This is a genomic window from Micromonospora sp. WMMA1363 (genome assembly GCF_030345795.1).
Taxonomy (GTDB): domain Bacteria; phylum Actinomycetota; class Actinomycetes; order Mycobacteriales; family Micromonosporaceae; genus Micromonospora.
Map to the genome: position 1 here is coordinate 2,653,422 of NZ_JAUALB010000001.1, position 19,909 is coordinate 2,673,330.

Consider the following 19,909-nt stretch of genomic DNA (forward strand, 5'->3'; position numbering starts at 1 on the left):
TTCTCCCTCGGGGTGGGAAATCAGGGTCGGTTCGGGGTGGACGCGCGGACGACCCCCGATGCGGGCAGCCGGCGTGCGGCCGTAGCGTCCTCGCCATGGCACTGCACCGGAGCACCGCCACGCTGGCGGCCGCCGCACTGATCGTCGTCGCCGGATGCGACAACCTGTCGTTCCGCCGCCTCGACTTCGACGCCACCGAGACGGTGGAGATCACCACCGTGCGGGTCCTGCCCGGTTCGGGTGACGTGGTCGTCCGGGCCACCGGCCCCGCCGGATCGGTGCGCGTCAAGCGGGTGATGCGCTACCAGGGTGCCCAGCCGGAGACGACGTACCGGATCGACGACGCGGAGCTGGTGCTGGACACCGGCTGCGGTCCCCGGTGCAGCCTCTCGTACGAGGTGGTCGCCCCGCCGGGCGTCGCGGTGCAGGGCAAGACCGGTTCGGGGAACGTCGACGTGACCCGGACCGGCGCGGTGGACCTGAAGGTCGGCTCCGGTGACGTCCGGGTCGCCGGAGCCGGGGGCCCGGTCCGGGTCGAGACCGGCTCCGGCGACATCGAGGTGGTCGACGTGGCCACGCCGGTGACGCTGCGGGCGTCGTCCGGCGACATCACGGCCCGCCGTATCGGGGCCGTGGTCGACGCCGAAACGAGTTCCGGCCAGGTGACCGTGGAGCTGGCCACGCCGGCGTCGGTCCGGGCGCACTCCTCCAGCGGAGACGTCGAGCTGGTCGTCCCGGCCGGTAGCTACCAGGTGCGCTCCGAGATCGGCTCGGGCCGCGCAGAGCTGGACGTGCCGGACACGCCGACCGCGACGCTGATGCTCGACGTCGCCACCGGCAGCGGGAACCAGCGGATCAGCCAGCGTTGATCTCGGCCCGGCCGGATTCCGGCGTCCGCTGCGCCGGCACCGCCGCCCGGCGTGCCCGCCCGCCGGATCGCTCGGCCGGAACCGGTTCCGCCGGCCGCTCCGACGTTCCTGGGCCGGCCGGAGCCGGACGCCGCGCGCCCGGGATCAACTCCGGCCGGCGCCGGGCGGCGATGTCCTCCACCCACCCGAAGAGTACGGTGACGACGCCGACCAGGAGGAAGACCAGCACCACCCGGATCGTCAGGCCCAGCGGATCCTGGTGCGACCAGCCGACCACGTTCACCAGCGGGGTGAGCGCAACGACGAACGCCATGTGCCAGAGGTAGATGGTCAACGCCCGCCGGTTGAAGATCGTCACCACCCGGCCGACCAACGCGCTGCGATCGACCCATGCCGCGCTCGCCGGCGCCCGGCCGAGCGTGGCCAGGATGAAGCCGGCCGACCAGAGGGCGTTGCCGAGCGGGATGTCGTTGATGTCGTAGCCGCGCGGCCCGTGGTGGGTGAAGATCCACGTCCCACCGGCCGCGACGAGCCCCGCGGCAGCGGGCCAGAGCACCCGGTTGGCGAGTCGACGCAGCATTCCGTCCTCGTGGGCGAAGCCGAGCAGCCAGGCGCCGAAGTACAGCCCGAACTGCTGGACCGCCACCGGCGGGTTCGGGTACACGCCGAGTTCGATCGCCAGCAGCAGGGCGTACGGAGCGAGCAGGGTGGGCAGCGGAGCCCGCCGGAACAGCCACAACGCGGCCGGCGAGGCGAGTACGAACCACAGGTAGTCGCGCAGGTACCAGATCGGGCTGAGCGCCAGGGCACCCCAGTGGTTGGCCGGTGGGTCGGCGACCGGGAACAGCCAGAGCAGTACCTTCGGGGTCAACGGCAGCCCGGTGAGCACCATGGCCGGGACGAAGACCGCGGCGAGCACCCACAGCGACGGCAGCAACCGGCGCAACCGGCGGCCGACCGCCGGCGTCCCGGACCGCCGCAGCGACGCCGCCATCAGCGAACCGGCCAGGGCGAACATCACCGACATCGCCGGGAAGACGAGGGTCAGCGCCGCCCAGCCGGTCACGTGGTAGACGACGACCCGCACGATCGCCAGGCAGCGCAGCAGGTCCAGGTATCGATTCCGCATCAGGGGGTCACATCTGTGTCCAGGGGTGGGGGGAGGACAAGCGCTCCTACCCTCCGACACGTACCTGGGAACCAGCTGAGAAACCCGGGTCGACGTGAAACTTTCCACACGCCCGGGCGTAACGGGGTCGGACGACCGGCACGGGACTTCGCGTTCCGGGACGAGGCACGCACCACGCCACTGGTCGTTGCGGCCGGACCAGCCGGGTCAGCGCCACGCTGGTCAGTGCTGCGGCGGGGCCGCGACGAAGGAGCGCCATCGCGGCTCGGTCATCACTCGTCCACCAGCTTCCTGATCAGATCGCCCCCTCGGCCCGGACAGCCTCGCACGTGCGTACCAGCACGGCAAGATGTCCCCGGGCCGGCGCGTATCCCGCTCCCCCCAGTCTCCGAACGTCACGGCGGGCCGCCACGCCCGTCCCGAGTTCAGAAGCCGAGCTTGCGCAGCTGCTTCGGGTCGCGCTGCCAGTCCTTCGCCACCCGGACGTGCAGGTCGAGGTAGACCCGGGTGCCGAGCAGTTCCTCGATCTGCCGCCGCGCCCGGGTGCCCACGTCCTTGAGGCGGCTGGCCCGATGGCCGATCACGATCGCCTTCTGGCTCGGCCGCTCGACGTAGACGTCGGCGTAGATCTTCATGACCTGCCCCTCAGGGATCATCTCCTCCACCACCACCGCGATGGAATGGGGCAGTTCGTCGCGGACGCCTTCCAGCGCCGCCTCCCGGATCAGCTCCGCGACCAGCACCTGCTCCGGGTCGTCGGTGAGCATGTCGTCCGGGTAGAGCTGCGGCGACTCCGGCAGATGACCGGTCATCACGTCCACCAGCGTGTCGAGCTGATGCCCGGAGACCGCGCTGACCGGCACCACGTCGGCGAACTCGCCCAGCTCGCTCACCGCAAGCAGCTGCTCCGCCAGCCGCTTGCGGTCCACCAGGTCGGTCTTGGTGACCACGGCGAGGACGGTGGCCTTCAGCTCGGCCAACTCGCCGGTGATGAACCGGTCGCCCCGACCGATCGGCTCGTCGGCCGGGATGCAGAGGCCGATCACGTCTACCTCGCTCCAGGTCTGCCGGACCAGGTCGTTGAGGCGTTCGCCGAGCAGCGTACGCGGGCGGTGCAGGCCCGGGGTGTCCACCAGCACCAGCTGCGAGTCGGGCCGGTGCAGCACCGCCCGGATGACGTGCCGGGTGGTCTGCGGCTTGTTCGACGTGATGGCGATCTTCTGCCCGACGATCGCGTTGGTCAGCGTCGACTTGCCGGCGTTCGGCCGCCCCACGAAGCAGGCGAACCCGGCCCGGTACGGCCGCACCTGCAACTCCTCCGGCCTCACTCGACCACCGTGCCGAGGACGCTGCCGTCGGGCGCCGCCAGGTGGATCGGCGCGTCGGCGGCGAGGTCGCGGACCGCGGCGTGCCCGGCGCCGTCCAGCGTCGACGCCTCGGTCACCACCACCGCGGCCTCCAGCCGGCTGGCCCCGGCCGCAGCCGCCGAAGCGACGGCGAGCTGGAGTGCGGTCAACGCCAGCGACGGCAGCGCGACGCTGGCCGCGGCGTAGGTCCGGCCGTCCTGGTCCCGGACCGCGGCGCCCTCGACGGCGCCGGTCCGGCCCCGCGCGCCACGCGCCAGGACCACCAGCTTGGCGTCCTCGGCGCTCAGCTCCACCGGGATCGACGACTCGGTCGGTGCGGCAGGTGACTCAGGCATCGGCGGGTTGCCTCTCCTCGGCTCGGTCGGTGGTGTCCCGGGTCTCGGCCGGCTCGTCGCGGCCCGGGTCGCCCTGCTGGCCGGCCGGTTCCACCCGGCGCACCAGCACGGTGTCGATCCGGTTACGCCGACCGGTGGTGCCCTCGGCAAGGAGCCGCAGGCCAGCCACCTCCACCTCGGCGCCGGGGATCGGGACCCGGCCCAGGGACTGGGCGAGCAGGCCGCCCACCGTCTCCACCTCGTCGGCGGGCAGGTCAGTGTCGAACAGCTCGCCGAGATCCTCCACGGGCAGCCGCGCGGTGACCCGCACGGCGCCGTCGTCGAGGTGCTCGACGGGCGGTCGCTCGACATCGTACTCGTCGGTGATCTCGCCGACGATCTCCTCCAGGATGTCCTCGATGGTGACCAGGCCACCGGTACCGCCGTACTCGTCGACGACGATGACCAGGTGGTTGCGGGCGGCCTGCATCTCGGAGAGCAGGTCATCGACCGGCTTGGACTCCGGCACGAAGGTGGCAGGACGCATCAGCTCGGCGACCGCGACCTGCCGGTCGGCCTGTGCGCCACCCTGGGTACGCCGAATCAGGTCCTTGAGGTAGAGCACGCCGAGCACGTCGTCGACGCTCTCACCGATCACCGGGATCCGGGAGAAGCCGGAGCGCAGGAAGAGCGCCAGGGCCTGGGAGAGGGTCTTGTGCCGCTCGATCCACACCATTTCGGTACGCGGCACCATCACCTCTCGGGCGATGGTGTCGCCGAGCGCGAAGACCGAGTGGATCATCTGCCGCTCGCCGTGCTCCACCACACCGCGCTGCTCGGCAAGATCCACCAGTTCACGCAGCTCCACCTGGGTGGCGAACGGTCCCTCCCGGAAGCCGCGCCCGGGCGTAACCGCGTTGCCGATGAGGATCAGCAGCGAGGCAAGCGGGTTGAGCGCCCGCCCCAGCCAACGCACCAGCGGGGCGACCGCCCGGCCGACCGCATAGGCGTGCTGGCGGCCAAGGGTACGCGGTCCGACGCCGACCACGACGAAGCTCACCACGGTCATCGCCCCGGCGGTGACCAGCGCGGCGCGCCCGCCGGCGCCGAAGGTGTCGACCGCGACGAGCGCCACCAGGGTGGTCGCGCTCAACTCGGCGAGCAGCCGCAGCAGTAGCAGCAGGTTGAGGTGACGGACCACGTCACCGGCGACGGCCTGCAGGGCACGAGCGCCGCGCGCGCCGTCCCGGGCCAGCTCGGCGGCCCGTGCCGGGGAGACGGCGGCGAGCGCCGCCTCGGTCATCGCGATCAGGCCGGCGAGCACAACCAGGCCGGCCGCGAAGAAGATCAGTTGCAGGTCGGGCAGGCCGGTCGCGCCGGCCGCCGCGGCGTGGGTGGACATCACCGGGAGCGGGTCGACCGCCAGCTGGCCAGCAGCCGGGCCTGGAGCGCGAACATCTCCCGCTCCTCCTCCGGCTCGGCGTGGTCGTAGCCGAGCAGGTGCAGCACCCCGTGCACGGTGAGCAGGTGCAGCTCGTCGGCGGCGGAATGCCCGGCGGTGGCCGCCTGCTTGGCCGCCACCTCGGGGCAGAGCACGATGTCGCCGAGCAGCGCGGGCTCGGCGCCGGGGGCGGCGTTCTCCCCCGGCCCGTGGTCGACGCTGCCCTCGTCCATGGGGAAGGCGAGCACGTCCGTGGGGCCGTCCCCACCCATCCACCGGTGGTTCAACTCGGTCATGTAGTCGATGTCGACGAGCAGCACGGACAGCTCGGCGAGCGGGTTGACCCCCATCTCGTCAAGGGCGTGCCGGGCGACGGCGAGCACGGCGTCGGTGTCGACGTCGACGCCGGACTCGTTGGCGATCTCGATGGACAACTGTCTTCCTTCGCAGTCGTTAGCGGCGCCGGCCGGCCCGGCCGCCGCCCTGGGCGGACCGCCCGGGCACGGCGTGCACGCTCTGCGCCTGCTGGTTGTCGCGCTCGGCGTCCCAGCGGGCGTACGCGTCGACGATCTCCCCGACCAGCCGGTGCCGAACCACGTCGGAGCTGGACAGCTGGGCGAAGTGCACGTCCTCCACGTTGCTGAGGATCTCCCGGACGACCCGTAGACCGCTGGTCGTCCCACCGGGAAGGTCCACCTGCGTGACGTCACCCGTGACGACGATCTTGGAGCCGAAGCCGAGTCGGGTGAGGAACATCTTCATCTGCTCGGGCGTGGTGTTCTGCGCCTCGTCCAGGATGATGAACGCGTCGTTGAGCGTACGACCACGCATGTACGCCAACGGCGCCACCTCGATCGTTCCCGCCGCCATCAGCTTCGGGATCGAGTCCGGGTCGAGCATGTCGTGCAGTGCGTCGTAGAGCGGCCGCAGGTACGGGTCGATCTTCTCGTTGAGGGTGCCGGGCAGAAAGCCCAGCCGCTCACCCGCCTCGACCGCCGGCCGGGTGAGGATGATCCGGTTGACCTGCTTGGCCTGCAGCGCCTGGACCGCCTTCGCCATCGCGAGGTAGGTCTTGCCGGTGCCGGCCGGGCCGATGCCGAAGACGATGGTGTGCGCGTCGATCGCGTCGACGTAGCGCTTCTGCCCGAGCGTCTTGGGGCGGATGGTGCGACCGCGCCGGGAGAGAATGTTGAGTGTCAGGACCTCGGCGGGCCGCTCGGCGCTGCCCTGCTCGAGCATGCCGACGGTACGCCGGACGGCGTCAGTGGTCAGGGTCTCACCTTTCTCGATGAGTTCGAGCAGTTCGCCGAAGAGCCGCTCGGCGAGGGCGTTGTCCGCGGGCACGCCGGTGATCGTGATCTCATTGCCCCGGACGTGCACGTCGCTGTTGACCGAACGCTCGACCAGTCGCAGGATCTCGTCACCCGCGCCGAGGAGATTGACCATGATCTTCGAATCAGGAACGGTGATCCTGGTCTGCGCCCGGGGCGGGCCGGGAGGTGAGGTGCTGGTCATAGGTCGGGCCGAGTGGCCCTGAGCCACCTGCTCTCGTCTCGGCGCCGGGCCGGGCGGCACGGCGTGCGGGCGTTGCTCCCATCGTATCCGTTCAACAGCGCCGACACCGCGCCCATTTCCCGGGCCACCACCCCACCATGCCCCAACCCCGCGATCTTGCACTTCTGGTCGCCTGCGCGTCGCCCCTCCCGACGGAACCGCAAGATCGACGAGGTGGGGTGCGGGTCACGGGACGCGGAAGGTGTGACGATCGAAGGTCTCCTGGGTCCGGGTGAAACGGTAGGTCGCCCAGTGCAGCCGGACCACTGTCCCGTTCCCGTCGCGGGTGAGCCGCAGCAGCTCACCCACCTCCCGACCGGAAACCGTCCGGTAGACCTCCGGGCGGTCCGGTAGCGGGGCGAAGACGGCCGGCGGCTTGCCGGCCGGATCATCCGCCGCCCGAGCGCGCAGCGCACCGTCATGCCAGCTGAACACATACTCGAAGCCCTCGCCCCACCAACGGCCGAGCAGACCGCGGACCTCCGGCGGGGCCGGCGGACCGGGCCGCCAGGGAGCGATCTCGGCCGGGTCGTGCTCCGCGGCGGCGGCGAGTAGCCGGTGCGGCAGCTCGAACAACTCGCCGGCGGTGCCGGAGGAGCCGAGTACCGCCGCACCCATCGCGCCGGCGGTGCCCTCGCCGCCCCGGCGGCCGTATACTCCGGCGAGAAAACCGGGCATAGCGCCGTCGTGGCCGACATGCATGATCCGCTGGCCCTGCGGCACCATGATCAGCCCCAGCCCGAACCCGCCGGCCCAGAGCGTCTCGTCGGTGACCGTCGCCGGCCAGCGCATCTCCTCCAGGGTGGCGGGCGAGAGCACCCGGCCAGCCACGTCGAGCGCCGCCGGGTCGGCCAGGAAGGCCGCCCAACGGGCCATATCGCCCGCTGTGCTCCACAACTGTGCGGCCGGGCCGACCGCGCCGAAGTCGGTGGGCGGCTCCGGGTGCGCCTCGTCGGAGTACTCGTCGACCAAGAACCCGGTCGCGGCCCGACGACCGGGTTCCGCCGTGGTCGCGGTCAGCCCCAGCGGCGTCAGCACCCGCTCGGCGAGGACTTCCGTCCAGGTCCCGCCGCGCAGCGTGCCGGCCAGGTGGCCGAGCAGCGCCATGCCGAGGTTCGAGTAGTGATAGCGGCGACCGTTGGGCAGCACCCGTTCGGCCCGGGAAAGATCAGCCATGAGCTGGTCGATGTCCGGCGCGCGCAGGGTGTCCCAGACATCGCCGTACGGCTCGCGCTGCAGGCCCGAGGTGTGCGACAGCAACCGCCGGATGGTCAACTCGCCGTGGGCCGGCAGATCCAGGTGCCGACTCAGCGGGTCGTCCAGGTCGAGCAGGCCGTCGTCGCGGCACTGCATCGTCAGGACGGCCGTGAAGGTCTTGGTCACCGAGCCGATCCGGAACCGGGTCTGCGGATCCAGCGCGGTGTCGTTGCCGGTGCCACCGACCGTGCACGTCCACAACGGACGATCGGCACGGTGCAGGGCCGCCGCGACCGCCGGCACCCGGGCCCGCGCCTGGACCCGCCGTACCATCCGGTCGAGCCGGTCACCGACCGGTGTCACGCAAGATCCCGGGCCAGCATCGGGCCGAGCGGAGCGCCACCGAGCAGATGCGCGTGCACGTGGAAGACCTCCTGGCCGCCATACGCCCCGGTGTTGAACATCAGCCGGAAGCCGTCGCCGAGCAGCCCCTCGTCCTCCGCCACCGCGGCGGCGGTGGCGAGCACCTGGCCGGCGAGCCCCGGGTCACCCTGGGCGAGGGTGGCCACGTCGGCGTAGTGCTCCTTCGGGATCACCAGCACGTGCACCGGCGCCTTGGGGCCGATGTCACGGAAGGCGAGCGTACTGGGCGTCTCCCGGACGACGGTGGCCGGGATCTCCCCGGCGACGATGCGGCAGAACAGACAATGAGGTGTGCTCACCGGGGCAGTGTAAGGAAGGGCCCCCATCGGCGCGACGAATTCCAGGGGTGCTCGGGTCACCAGCGCAAGAGGCGGGCGGCGAGCAGGGACAGGGCGGCGATGCCGGCCGTCGAGGTACGGAGCACGGTCGGGCCGAGGCGGACCGGGCGGGCGCCGGCTTCGACGAAGACGCCGACCTCAGCGTCGGTGATGCCGCCCTCCGGGCCCACGACCAACACGATCTCACCGGCATCGGGCAACTCGGCCATGGTCAGCCGATCCTCGGCCGCCTCGTGGAGGACGAACGCGGCGGCGGCACCGGAGAGCCGCCGGGCCACGGTCTCGGTCGATTCGTCCGGCGCCCCGGCCACCACCGGTAGCCACGGCCGGCGGGCCTGCTTGGCCGCCTCCCGGGCGGTGACGGCCCACTTCTCCCGGGCCCGGACGCCCCGCTCGCCCCGCCACCGCACCACTGATCGGGAAGCCGACCAGGGCACGACTTCGTCCACCCCGACCTCGGTCATCGCCTGCACCGCCAGTTCGCCCCGGTCTCCCTTGGCGAGACCCTGCACCACGACGAGACGCGGGACCGGCGCGTCGACGTACCCCCGCGAGGTGACCCGGAGGTCGAGGACGCCCCGGCCGACGGCGGTGACCACTGCGGTGGCCGTACCACCGTGCCCGTCGGCGAGCAGGAGTTCCTCGCCGACCCGCAACCGCTGGACGGTGGCGGCATGGTGCCCCTCGGGGCCGCCGAGCGTCATCGCGTCGGCGATGGGCAGCGACTCGACCAGGAACAGCGGCGCGGACACGATCAACAGGCTAGCGGCCCCGGGCGGTCACAGGTACGCCGGCCACCCGGCACACCGCCGCGCAACAGCCGCGCCGCACCCACTGCACCCGGCACACCGCCGCGCCGCACGCCACCACGGTGGCGACCCGGACAACCCGCCAAACGTCCCGGGCGGCGTCCGGACCGTTCAGGCGTGGCCGTTGAAGGCGTCGCGCATCCGGGAGAAGAAGCCGCCCTGTTTGGTCAACTCGGCGACCTCCTCGCCGCGGGTCTTGGCGAACTCGCGCAGCACCCGCTCCTGGTCCGCGTCGAGCTTCGTCGGTGTCCGCACGTCGAGGTGAACGTAGAGGTCGCCCCGGCCGGTGCCACGCAGATGCGGCACGCCGCGGGCGCGGAGCCGCAGCGTGCTGCCCGGCTGGGTGCCCGACTTCACGTCGACCGGCTCCTCGCTGTCGAGCGTCTTGATGGTCAGTCGGGTGCCCAGCGCGGCCGCCGTCATCGGGACGGTCACCCGGCAGTGCAGGTCGTCCCCCTTCCGGGAGAACACGTCGTGTGGCCGCTCGTGGATCTCCACGTAGAGGTCGCCGGCCGTGCCGCCGCCGGGGCCGACCTCGCCCTGCTGGGCCAGCCGGATCCGCATGCCGTCCTCGACACCGGCCGGGATCTTGACGGTGAGCGACCGGCGGGTACGCACCCGGCCGTCGCCGGCGCAGGTCGGGCACGGCTGCGGAATCGTGGTCCCGAAGCCCTGGCAGGCGGTACAGGGCCGGGCCGAGACCACCTGGCCCAGGAAGGTACGCTGCACCGACTGCACCTCGCCCCGACCACCGCAGGCCTCACAGGTGGCCAGGTGGGTGCCGGCGGCGGTGCCGGCGCCGGAGCAGGTGGTGCAGAGCACAGCCGTGTCGACCGTGATCGGGGCCTCGACGCCGAACGCGGTTTCGTGCAGGTCCAGTTCGAGGCGCAGGATCGCGTCGGCGCCGGGCCGGGTACGCGGACGCGGACCCCGGGCGCCGCCGGCGGCGCCGCCGAAGAACGCGTCCATGATGTCCTGGAAGCCGACGAACGGGCCCGCCCCGCCGGGGCCGCCGGGACCGCCGGGCCCTCCGCCGCCGGGTGCGAGCGGGTCACCGCCGAGGTCGACGATCTGCCGTTTCCGATCGTCGGAGAGGACCTCGTATGCGGCGTTGATGTCCTTGAACTTCTCCTGCGCCTCCGGGTCCGGATTGACATCCGGGTGGTACTGGCGCGCGAGCTTCCGGTAGGCACGCTTGATCTCGTCGTCGGAGGCCTCCCGGCTCACGCCGAGGATGCCGTAGTAGTCCCTGGCCACTGCGTTCCGTGTCCTCATGTTCGTCTCGCGTTACGCCGGCCGCCGGCCCGGACGGCCGGACGGTACTGCCTAGTTCTGGGCCAGCAGGTCGCCCACGTAGCGTGCCACGGCGCGAACCGTGGCGATGGTCCCGGGGTAGTCCATCCGGGTCGGTCCCAACACACCAAGACCACCGACGATGGTGACCCCCGGACCGTAACCGGTACTGACCACCGAGGTGGCGCGGAGGTTATCGATCTCGTTCTCGTCGCCGATCCGAACGCGCATCGCGCTCGGCTCGATTTCTCCGATGAGTTTGAGGAGCACGACCTCCTCCTCCAGCGCTTCCAGGATCGGACGCAGCGAACCCTGGAAGTCGAGCAGCCCGCCCCGGGCGAGATTGGCGGTGCCGGCCAACGCGATCCGCTCCTCGTGCCGCTCGACCAGTGTCTCCAGCAGCACCGTGGAGAGGGCGGTCATCGCCGGGCGCCGCTCGGCCGTGGCCTCGTCGACCAGCGACTGCACCAGCGGCGGCGTGTCGGACAGCCGGGCGCCGACCAGCTTCTCGTTGACCAGCTGGCGCAGGTCGGTGACGTCGCCGGCGGGGATCGGCCCGGGCAGCTCGACCAGACGCTGCTCGACGCGACCGGTGTCCGCGATCATGACGAGCATCAGCCGGGTGCTGGAGATGGGCACCAGCTCCAGGTGGCGTACCGAAGAGCGGGCCAGGCTCGGATACTGCACGACGGCGACCTGCCGGGTCAGCTGGGCCAGCAGCCGCACCGTGCGGTATACCACGTCGTCCAGGTCGACCGCGCCGACCAGGAATCGCTCGATCGCCCTGCGCTCGGCCGGGCTGAGCGGCTTGACCCGGGACAGCCGGTCCACGAAGAGCCGATATCCACGGTCGGTGGGCACCCGGCCGGCGCTGGTGTGCGGCTGCCGGATGTAGCCCTCCTCCTCCAGCACCGCCATGTCGTTCCGGACGGTCGCCGGGGAGACCCCGAGCTGGTGCCGCTCGACCAGTGACTTACTGCCGACAGGCTCCTGCGTGGCGACGTAATCCTCGACGATCGCACGCAGTACCGCCAGCTTCCGGTCGTCGAGACCCAACCTCCCCACCTCCTTGTCGCGCGTCGGTCGCCGGTTGCCGGGCGGCGGCCTGGCACTCGACTGTAACGAGTGCCAGTCTACGTCGGCGCGTCCGCCACCGCGATGATCAACGAAGGACGAGTGGTGTGTCCGGACACCCGTGGTGGTGGCAGGGCCGATCATCCGGACATCCGGGGCGGTGTCGCTCTGGTGCACCGTTGCGGTCTCCCCCTACGGTGATCCTCATGACTGAACCGCCTCGCCCTCCGGGCGCCGGAGAGCCCGGCCCGCAGGGCCCCGACGAGCCCACCGCACCACTGTCCGGGGCACCCGGCCCCGGTGGCTATCCGCCGCCCGGCGGCTATCCGCCCCCCGGCGGGCCTGGTGGCTACCCACCACCCGGCGGCTACCCACCCCCCGGCGGGCCTGGTGACTACCCACCACCCGGCGGCTACCCACCCCCCGGCCCCGGCTACCCGGCCGGCGGCGCCTACGGCGCCCCCGCCGGCTTCGCCAACAACGAGGACAAGACCTGGGCTCTGATCGCGCACTTCGGCGGCGCGCTCGGAATGTTCCTCGGGGGCGGCGTCTTCGGCTGGGTCGGCCCGCTGGTCGCCCTCATGGCTCGCGGTAACCAGTCGCCGACCGTCCGGGCCCACGCGGTCGCCGCCCTGAACTTCCAGATCCTCTGGTCGGTGATCGCTGTGATCGGGTGGATCCTCACCTGCGTCATCATCGGCTTCCTGGTCGGCATCGCCGCGATGATCATCGGCATCATCTTCGGTGTGATCGCCGGCGTCAAGGCCAACGAGGGCATGCTGTACCGCTACCCGATGTCCGCCAACTTCATCAAGTGAGCCTCGACCGGCCGCTCCCGCGGCCGGTCGACACGGCTCCCGGCCCGCTGGCACCGCTGGCGGCCTTGCCGTCAGGGCAGCAGGTCACGCACCACGGCATCGGCCAGCAGCCGGCCGCGCAGGGTGAGCACGGCCCGGCCGGCGGCGTACTCCGCGTCGGCCAGCAGGCCGACGGACCGCGCACGCTCGGCACCCGCCCGGCCGGCGGGGTCCAGCACCTCCAACGGCAGGCCGGCGGCGAGCCGCAGGCACAGCATGACCTCCTCCAGGTGCGCCTCGTCGGCGGTCAGCACCTCCCGGGCCAGGCCCGGGGACTCCCCGGCGGCCAGCCGCTTGGCGTACGCCGTGGGGTGCTTGACGTTCCACCAGCGCACGCCGCCGACGTGGCTGTGCGCCCCCGGGCCGAGGCCCCACCAGTCCCCGCCGGTCCAGTAGAGCAGGTTGTGCCGGCACCGGGCGGCCGGCGTCCGCGCCCAGTTGGAGACCTCGTACCAGGAGAAACCCGCTGCGTCGAGGACGGCCTCCGCGGCAAGGTAGCGGTCCGCGGCGACGTCGTCGGAGGGGTACGGCAGTTCGCCGCGCCGCACCCGGGCCGCCAGCCCGGTCCCCTCCTCCACGGTCAGGGCGTACGCGCTGACGTGGTCCACGTCGGCAGCGACCACCTGGTCGAGCGAGGCGGCGAAGTCCGCCGCCTCCTCGCCCGGCGTGCCGTAGATCAGGTCCAGGTTGACGTGGTCGAACCCGGCGTCGCGGGCCTCCCGGGCGGCAACGACGGCCCGGCCGGCACTGTGCTGCCGGTCGAGGACCGCCAGCACCCCCGGCGACGCGGACTGCATGCCCAGCGAGATCCGGGTGTAGCCGGCGGCCCGCAACGCCTTCAGCGACTCCGGCGACACCGATTCCGGGTTCGCCTCCGTCGTGATCTCGGCGTCGGCGGCCAGCCCGAACGTGTGGTCGATCCCGTCGAGGATCCGGGCCAGGTCGTCGGCGGGCAACAGGGTCGGGGTGCCGCCGCCGACGAAGACCGTGTCGACCCGGGGCGGCGGGCTGCCGCGCAGCACCCGGGCGGCCAGCGCCAGCTCGGCCCGCACCGCGTCCGCGTACCCCGCCCGGCCCCCGCCGCCCAGCTCAGCCGCCGTGTACGTGTTGAAGTCGCAGTAGCCGCAGCGGCTGGCGCAGAAGGGCACGTGTACGTATACACCGAAGCCCCGCGCGCCGACCGAGGTCAGGGCGGTGGCGGGCAGCGAGCCGTCGGCGGGGACGATCTCGCCTGCTGGAAGGATGCCGGGCATGGCCACTAGTGTGCCCGGCATGACCACTCCCGATGTGCTCGTGCGGGTCGCCACGGCCCGTGGGGTGACCACCCTCACCCTGGACAGCCAGCACAACCGCAACGCGCTCTCCACACCGCTGATGACCCAGCTGCTCGACGGCCTCGCCGCCGCGGTCGCCGACGACGCGGTCCGCGTTGTCGTGCTGAGCCACACCGGTCCGGTCTTCTGCTCCGGCGCCGACCTGAAGGAGACCGCCGCCGCGTACGCCAGCGGGACCGTGCCCGCCGGAATGCTGGGTGACGTGCTGACCGCGGTGTGGGAGTGCCCGAAACCGGTGGTGGCGCGGGTCGCGGGGCCGGCGCGCGCTGGTGGGCTGGGGCTGATCGCAGCGGCTGACCTGGCGGTCTGCGCACAGGAGGCGACGTTCGCGTTCACCGAGGTTCGGATCGGGGTGATCCCGGCGGTAGTATCGGCGACCGTGCTGCCTCGGCTGCACCCGCGCGCCGCGGCCGAGCTGTACCTGACCGGGGACACCTTCGACGGCCGGCGCGCCGCTGAGACCGGGCTGGTCACCGCTGCGGTGCCAGCGGTGGAGCTCGACGCGGCCGTGGCCCGGTACTGCGACTCGCTGGTCCGGGGGGCGCCGGGGGCGTTGGCCGGGGCAAAGCGGCTGCTGCGCCGCCCGACCGCCACCGACCTGCACGCCGAGATCACCGATCTGGCCGCCCTGTCCACCGGCTACTTCCTCTCCGACGAGGGGCGCGAGGGCGTACTGGCGTTCCGGGAGAAGCGGCCCGCGCGCTGGGTGCCGGGCGAGTAGTGAGGGTTTCCGCCGCCGGAGACGAGGGAACGCCGGGTCCGCCTGACGGGCCCGGTCCCGCACCCACCGCGGACGTCCCGACCGCCGCCGCCACGCCCGGTGGACGGTCTGGACCGGTCGGACGACTTGAGGAGAGCGGTGGGGGACGTACGCTTGTCGAAGTGTCGAGCTGGGGGTGCAGGTGCGAACTCGGGCAGTCGTCGCCGGTGGTGTGGCCCTCGTTCTCGTCGCCGTGGTCGGGCTGTTCATCGTTTTCCGGCAGGTCGGCGAGCGACTACGGCTGCCGTTCGCCAGCCGGGTGTGCACGGTGCAGGCAAACGGCCGGGTCGCCCTGGACGTCGACCAGATGGCCAACGCGGCGACCATCGCGGCGATCGGGATCCAGCGCGGGATGCCCGAACGGGCCGTCGTGGTGGCGCTTGCCACCGCCTACCAGGAGTCGGGCCTGCGCAATCTGGCCGGCGGCGACCGGGACTCGGTGGGTTTGTTCCAGCAGCGACCGAGCCAGGGCTGGGGCACCCCGACCCAGATCCGCGACCCGAGGTACGCCGCCAACAAGTTCTACGCGGCGCTGAGCAAGGTACGCGGCTGGGAGCAGATGCGGGTCACCGAGGCGGCCCAGAAGGTGCAGCGGTCGGCGTTCCCGGAGGCGTACCAGAAGTGGGCCGCCGAGTCGGAGGTGCTGACTCGGGCGCTACTCGGGCACGTCACCGGCGCGGTCGCCTGCACGGTCGGCGGCGACCCGCTGCTGCGTGGCGCGGCGGCGACCGCCGCCCTGACCCGAGGCCTGGCCCTGGACTGGGGGCTCGCCGCGACGGCCGCCGCGGCCGACCTGACCAGCCTCACCGTGACCGCCGACACCGAGCGCGGCGGCTGGCGGTACGCGCACTGGCTGGTCTCACACGCCCATGACAACGGGGTCCGGCTGGTCCGCTTCGGCGACCGGCAGTGGACCGCCGAGCAGGGCACCTGGGACCGCGTGGCGGGTGAGGAGCCGTCGGCGGCCCGGGTGGTGGCCGAGGTTTTCGCCGCGGCCTGAGCCCGCTGGCGGCGCGGGCGATGACGCGGGCCGGGTGGTCAGCCAACGGCGTGGCCGCGTGATCAGCCGGCGGTGAGCCGCCGACGGGCCTTCTCCCGGACCCGCTCCGGCAGGTCGTCCGCGTCGAGCAGTCGGGGCAGCAGCTCCGCCTCCAGGTTCAGCGCTCGGAACACCTCGCCGATCGTCACCCCGTGCCCGGGTCGGTCCGCCACCTCGATCAGGTCACCCACGCCGATCTCGCCCGCGTGCAGCACCCGCAGATACGCCCCCGGATGGGCTCGCACGGTGAACCGCTTGATCAGATCCGGGACTCCCCAGAATCCGGCGAACGTGGTGCACGGCGTGCGGGGCATGCTCACCTGGAGCACCGCCGAGCCGATCGTCCACTGTTCCCCGATCACGGCGCCGGTCACGTCGACCCCCCGGGTGGTCAGGTTCTCGCCGAACCCACCCGGGTCGATTCGACGCCCCAGCTCGGCCGCCCACCATGCGGCGTCCTCCTCGGCGTACGCGTACACCGCCTTGTCCGGACCGCCGTGGTGGGCACGCTCCCCGATGAAGTCGCCGGCGAGCCCGTCGGCGTCCACCCGTACCGCCCCGCCCGCCGGGCGCTTGTCGATGCCACTCCGGCCGCTCGCGTCACTCGCCCACGCCGCCTCGGTCACGATGCCGAGGTTCACCGATACCAGCCTGCCCGTCATGGCGGCCAGCCTAGCCGGGTGCGGCGCGCGGGCGATCTCCGCGCCGGCGCCCCGCAGAAACGAGTAGCAGGCAACTCGGAGTTGTCTGGCAGGGCGATGCCGCACGTGCCGGGCTTGATCGCCTGCACGGCTTTGGCGGCGGCGACCCGGTCGTCCCAGGTCTCCGGCGGCTGCACCTACGAACGGGCGCCCGACCTCATCGTCGGGTGCCCGTTCGAGATTCAGCCGTCGGCGTCGGTATCAACCGATGCTGCGCCGCCGGCCCACACCGGCTACCAGAGCTACGGCGATGGCGGCCAGCGCGACCTGGACAAGCAACTCACCCCAGTCGATGCCAGCGGTCGAGGTCGCGATACCAATGGTTCGTGCCAGAGCGGTGCCGAGCAGGGCGGCTCCGACACCGATCAGCATGTGCAGCCACATTGGCATGTCCTGCCGACCCGGCACGACCAGGCGGCCCAGCGCGCCGACGATCAGACCGACGATCAGCGCGGTGATGATGCCCCAGACGGTCAGTTCCACGGTCGCCCTCCTTCACGAAGCGATCCCCGGGGGTATGGTGTTCCGGTCACACCTGAGCAGTGCCCGATCGGCCGGAACCCCAAACACAGCGGGCGCCTGATTCAGGCGCTGACCGGCCCCGCCGATCCCGATTCGGACTCGCCGACGGTGGCGCTCGGACCGGCCGAGGTTCCCGGCGCCGGGGCCAACGAGCCAGCCACCACCGCGGGCCGAAGGCCGCCGCCGGTGTCCATTTCGTAACGGACCCCCACGCCCCGGCCCCGCTGCGTGCCCTGGCCGGCAACGCCCTCCGTCCGGCCCGACACCCCGGCCGTGGTCACTTCTTACCGGGGGCCTTCCCGTCGCCGGAGTCGGAGGAGAGGGCGGCGATGAATGCCTCCTGGGGGACTTCCACCCGGCCCACCATCTTCATCCGCTTCTTGCCCTCCTTCTGCTTTTCCAGCAGCTTGCGCTTACGGCTGATGTCACCGCCGTAGCACTTCGAGAGGACGTCCTTGCGGATGGCCCGGATCGTCTCCCGGGCGATCACCCGGCTGCCGATGGCCGCCTGGATCGGCACCTCGAACTGCTGGCGCGGGATCAGGTTGCGCAACTTCGCGGCGATGGAGGTGCCGTAGTTGTACGCCTTGTCCTTGTGCACGATCGCGCTGAACGCGTCGACCGGCTCGCCGTGCAGCAGGATGTCGACCTTCACCAGGTCCGACGCCTGTTCGCCAGACGGCTCGTAGTCCAGCGACGCATACCCCTTGGTGCGACTCTTCAACTGATCGAAGAAGTCAAAGATGATCTCCGCTAGGGGGAGTGTGTAGCGCAGCTCCACCCGGTCGGCGGATAGGTAATCCATGCCGAGCAGGCTGCCTCGCCGACCCTGACACAACTCCATCACCGCGCCGACGTAGTCGTTCGGAGTCAGCACAGTGGCCCGCACGGTCGGCTCGTACACCTCGGCGATCTTGCCGGTCGGGTACTCGCTCGGGTTGGTCACCACGATTTCCTGGCCGTCCTCCTGGACGGCCCGGTAAACCACGTTCGGCGCGGTGGAGATCAAGTCGAGATTGAACTCCCGCTCCAACCGCTCCCGGATGATCTCCAGGTGCAGCAGGCCGAGGAACCCGCAGCGGAACCCGAAGCCGAGCGCGCCCGAGGTCTCCGGCTCGTACGTCAGCGCGGCGTCGTTGAGCTTGAGCTTGTCCAGTGCGTCGCGCAGGTTCGGGTAGTCCGACCCGTCGATCGGGTAGAGGCCGGAGTAGACCATCGGTTTCGGGTCCTTGTAACCGCCCAGCGCCTCGCTGGCCGGACGGCCGTTGGTGGTTACCGTGTCACCGACCCGCGACTGGCGGACGTCCTTCACACCGGTGATGAGGTAGCCCACCTCGCCGACACCCAACGCCTCGGCCTTCTGCATCTCCGGTGAGATGACCCCGATCTCCAGCAGTTCGTGCGCCGCGCCGGTGGACATCATCTTGATCCGGTCCCGGGCACCGATCCGCCCGTCGACCACCCGTACGTAGGTGACCACGCCCCGGTAGACGTCGTACACCGAGTCGAAGATCATCGCCCGAGCCGGCGAGTCGGCCTCACCGACCGGCGGGATGAACTGCCGGACGATCTCGTCGAGCAGGTGCGGAACGCCCTCGCCGGTCTTGCCCGACACCCTGATGCAGTCCGCCGGGTCACCACCGATCAGGTGCGCCAGCTCCTCGGCGTACTTCTCCGGCTGCGCCGCCGGCAGGTCGATCTTGTTGAGCACCGGGATGACGTGCAGGTCGTTCTCGAGCGCCAGGTACAGGTTCGCCAGGGTCTGCGCCTCGATGCCCTGAGCGGCGTCGACCAGCAGGATCGCGCCCTCGCAGGCCGCCAACGAGCGGGACACCTCGTACGTGAAGTCGACGTGCCCCGGAGTATCGATCATGTTGAGGACGGCGCACTCGCCGACCCGGTCGCCATCCCGGATCGTCCACGGCATCCGGACGGCCTGGCTCTTGATCGTGATTCCGCGCTCGCGCTCGATGTCCATCCGGTCGAGGTACTGCGCACGCATCTGGCGGGGGTCGACCACTCCGGTGAGCTGCAGCATCCGGTCGGCCAGGGTCGATTTCCCGTGGTCGATGTGGGCGATGATGCAGAAGTTCCTGATGCGCGCCGGGTCGGTTGCACCAGGAGCGTTCGCGCCGGGATCGAGCGTCGGTGGCACAGTGGTCCGTTCTGGTCGGCTGACGTTGAGCAGGCCGGCACGCCGCCGACCCCCTCCATGCTCCCACGCCGCCCGGCCACGCCCGCTGCGCGGGCGAACCCCGCTGGCACCGCGGTCGCCGGTTCCGCCGGCGGGCCGGCGCGGGCCACCCTCACTCGCCGGGCGGTTCCACGAAGAGGGCGGCCAGCTTCGGCAGCCTGCAGCGGGCCTCGTCCTCGTCGTCGAAGTCCCAGAAGTCGTTCAGGTCCGGCGCCGGGGCCGGGTCGCGGCCCGTCGGCAGGTCGACAGCGGTCGCCTCCCGGTACGCGTCCCACGGCACGGCCAGCATCTCCGCGCAGGCGAACTCCTCACCGGAGAGCGACGCGGCTCGCACCCGGGGCAACTCGGCCAGCGAGTCCGGCTCGGCGACCGCCCGGGCGAAGACCACCCGACCCTGGGTCATCAGCCAGCCCCGGAAGTGATGGAAGCCGTCGTCGGAGACACCACCGTTGATCAGGTACGCCGCTCCCCACAGATCCACCCGGTGCGACGCGGCCAGCACGCGCGCCTGGTGGCGTGCGTACCCGACGATCTCCTCCGGATCCCGTCGCGCGAGCAGCGCGACCGCCCGAGCGGCGACCGCGGGCGGCTCTCCCCCACCGCCGGCTCGGGCCTGGTCGACCAGCTGCCAGAAGTCGTCGGTCCTCATGGCCTGGCAGTCTCCCAGACGCCCCCGCCGCTTTCGGTGGGCGGC

At 71.8% G+C, this 19,909-nt stretch carries 20 protein-coding genes; 4 read left to right on the forward strand and 16 right to left on the reverse strand.

The window, feature by feature from the left end:
- Positions 1 to 95: 95 nt before the first annotated feature.
- On the forward strand, positions 96 to 869 hold the full coding sequence (locus QTQ03_RS12105) for a DUF4097 family beta strand repeat-containing protein (RefSeq protein ID WP_289278096.1): 774 nt from the start codon (positions 96 to 98) through the stop codon (positions 867 to 869).
- Here QTQ03_RS12105 and QTQ03_RS12110 read toward each other — a convergent pair.
- From QTQ03_RS12110 to hrcA, 11 genes are all read right to left on the reverse strand, one after another.
- Positions 856 to 1,998, reverse strand: a complete 1,143-nt coding sequence (locus tag QTQ03_RS12110; protein ID WP_289278097.1) for an acyltransferase family protein — start codon at positions 1,996 to 1,998, stop codon at positions 856 to 858. The two genes, QTQ03_RS12105 and QTQ03_RS12110, sit on opposite strands and share 14 nt — an antisense overlap.
- Before the next feature lie 425 nt (positions 1,999 to 2,423).
- Positions 2,424 to 3,326, reverse strand: coding sequence for a GTPase Era (gene era / locus QTQ03_RS12115; protein WP_289278098.1), 903 nt, complete (start codon positions 3,324 to 3,326; stop codon positions 2,424 to 2,426).
- Entirely contained in the window at positions 3,323 to 3,700 is a 378-nt protein-coding gene (locus QTQ03_RS12120) for a cytidine deaminase-like protein (protein WP_289278099.1), read from the reverse strand. Before QTQ03_RS12120 ends, era begins: the two co-directional genes overlap by 4 nt.
- Positions 3,693 to 5,105, reverse strand: a complete 1,413-nt coding sequence (locus QTQ03_RS12125; protein ID WP_289280789.1) for a hemolysin family protein — start codon at positions 5,103 to 5,105, stop codon at positions 3,693 to 3,695. The genes QTQ03_RS12120 and QTQ03_RS12125 overlap by 8 nt, the downstream gene beginning before the upstream one ends.
- Complete coding sequence (gene ybeY / locus QTQ03_RS12130; RefSeq protein WP_289278100.1) at positions 5,081 to 5,554, reverse strand: rRNA maturation RNase YbeY; 474 nt, start codon at positions 5,552 to 5,554, stop codon at positions 5,081 to 5,083. Before ybeY ends, QTQ03_RS12125 begins: the two co-directional genes overlap by 25 nt.
- A gap of 19 nt (positions 5,555 to 5,573) precedes the next feature.
- Positions 5,574 to 6,566: a PhoH family protein gene (locus tag QTQ03_RS12135; RefSeq protein WP_289278101.1), complete on the reverse strand. Its 993-nt coding sequence runs from the start codon at positions 6,564 to 6,566 to the stop codon at positions 5,574 to 5,576.
- A 294-nt stretch (positions 6,567 to 6,860) separates the two neighbouring features.
- Positions 6,861 to 8,234, reverse strand: a complete 1,374-nt coding sequence (locus QTQ03_RS12140; protein WP_289278102.1) for a serine hydrolase domain-containing protein — start codon at positions 8,232 to 8,234, stop codon at positions 6,861 to 6,863.
- A complete protein-coding gene (locus QTQ03_RS12145) occupies positions 8,231 to 8,593 on the reverse strand; it encodes a histidine triad nucleotide-binding protein (RefSeq protein ID WP_289278103.1) in 363 nt (120 codons plus the stop codon). Before QTQ03_RS12145 ends, QTQ03_RS12140 begins: the two co-directional genes overlap by 4 nt.
- Positions 8,594 to 8,649: 56 nt before the next feature.
- Positions 8,650 to 9,384 (reverse strand): 16S rRNA (uracil(1498)-N(3))-methyltransferase, encoded by a 735-nt coding sequence (locus QTQ03_RS12150; RefSeq protein ID WP_289278104.1) that lies wholly within the window; start codon positions 9,382 to 9,384, stop codon positions 8,650 to 8,652.
- 168 nt (positions 9,385 to 9,552) lie between these two features.
- Positions 9,553 to 10,698 carry a molecular chaperone DnaJ gene (gene dnaJ, locus QTQ03_RS12155; protein WP_289280790.1) on the reverse strand — a complete coding sequence of 382 codons (1,146 nt, stop codon included), beginning with the start codon at positions 10,696 to 10,698 and terminating at the stop codon, positions 9,553 to 9,555.
- Between the two features lie 69 nt (positions 10,699 to 10,767).
- Complete coding sequence (gene hrcA / locus QTQ03_RS12160; RefSeq protein ID WP_289278105.1) at positions 10,768 to 11,790, reverse strand: heat-inducible transcriptional repressor HrcA; 1,023 nt, start codon at positions 11,788 to 11,790, stop codon at positions 10,768 to 10,770.
- A gap of 224 nt (positions 11,791 to 12,014) precedes the next feature.
- Between hrcA and QTQ03_RS12165 the strand changes: the two genes are divergently transcribed.
- Positions 12,015 to 12,626, forward strand: a complete 612-nt coding sequence (locus tag QTQ03_RS12165) for a DUF4870 domain-containing protein (protein WP_289278106.1) — start codon at positions 12,015 to 12,017, stop codon at positions 12,624 to 12,626.
- Positions 12,627 to 12,697: 71 nt separating this feature from the next.
- Here QTQ03_RS12165 and hemW read toward each other — a convergent pair whose 3' ends face one another.
- Positions 12,698 to 13,918, reverse strand: coding sequence for a radical SAM family heme chaperone HemW (hemW, locus tag QTQ03_RS12170; protein WP_289280791.1), 1,221 nt, complete (start codon positions 13,916 to 13,918; stop codon positions 12,698 to 12,700).
- A gap of 19 nt (positions 13,919 to 13,937) precedes the next feature.
- On the opposite strand from hemW, the gene QTQ03_RS12175 reads away from it, so the two are divergent.
- On the forward strand, positions 13,938 to 14,720 hold the full coding sequence (locus tag QTQ03_RS12175; RefSeq protein ID WP_289278107.1) for an enoyl-CoA hydratase-related protein: 783 nt from the start codon (positions 13,938 to 13,940) through the stop codon (positions 14,718 to 14,720).
- Positions 14,721 to 14,895: 175 nt separating this feature from the next.
- Positions 14,896 to 15,759, forward strand: a complete 864-nt coding sequence (locus QTQ03_RS12180) for a hypothetical protein (protein WP_289278108.1) — start codon at positions 14,896 to 14,898, stop codon at positions 15,757 to 15,759.
- A 62-nt stretch (positions 15,760 to 15,821) separates the two neighbouring features.
- Here the strand turns inward: QTQ03_RS12180 and QTQ03_RS12185 are convergent, their stop codons facing one another.
- From QTQ03_RS12185 to QTQ03_RS12200, 4 genes are all read right to left on the reverse strand, one after another.
- Complete coding sequence (locus QTQ03_RS12185) at positions 15,822 to 16,460, reverse strand: MOSC domain-containing protein (protein ID WP_289278109.1); 639 nt, start codon at positions 16,458 to 16,460, stop codon at positions 15,822 to 15,824.
- A gap of 240 nt (positions 16,461 to 16,700) precedes the next feature.
- Positions 16,701 to 16,982 carry a GlsB/YeaQ/YmgE family stress response membrane protein gene (locus tag QTQ03_RS12190; RefSeq protein WP_289278110.1) on the reverse strand — a complete coding sequence of 94 codons (282 nt, stop codon included), beginning with the start codon at positions 16,980 to 16,982 and terminating at the stop codon, positions 16,701 to 16,703.
- A 316-nt stretch (positions 16,983 to 17,298) separates the two neighbouring features.
- Positions 17,299 to 19,176, reverse strand: coding sequence for a translation elongation factor 4 (gene lepA, locus QTQ03_RS12195; protein ID WP_289278111.1), 1,878 nt, complete (start codon positions 19,174 to 19,176; stop codon positions 17,299 to 17,301).
- 151 nt (positions 19,177 to 19,327) lie between these two features.
- Positions 19,328 to 19,864, reverse strand: coding sequence for a DUF4240 domain-containing protein (locus QTQ03_RS12200; protein WP_289278112.1), 537 nt, complete (start codon positions 19,862 to 19,864; stop codon positions 19,328 to 19,330).
- Positions 19,865 to 19,909: the final 45 nt, after the last annotated feature.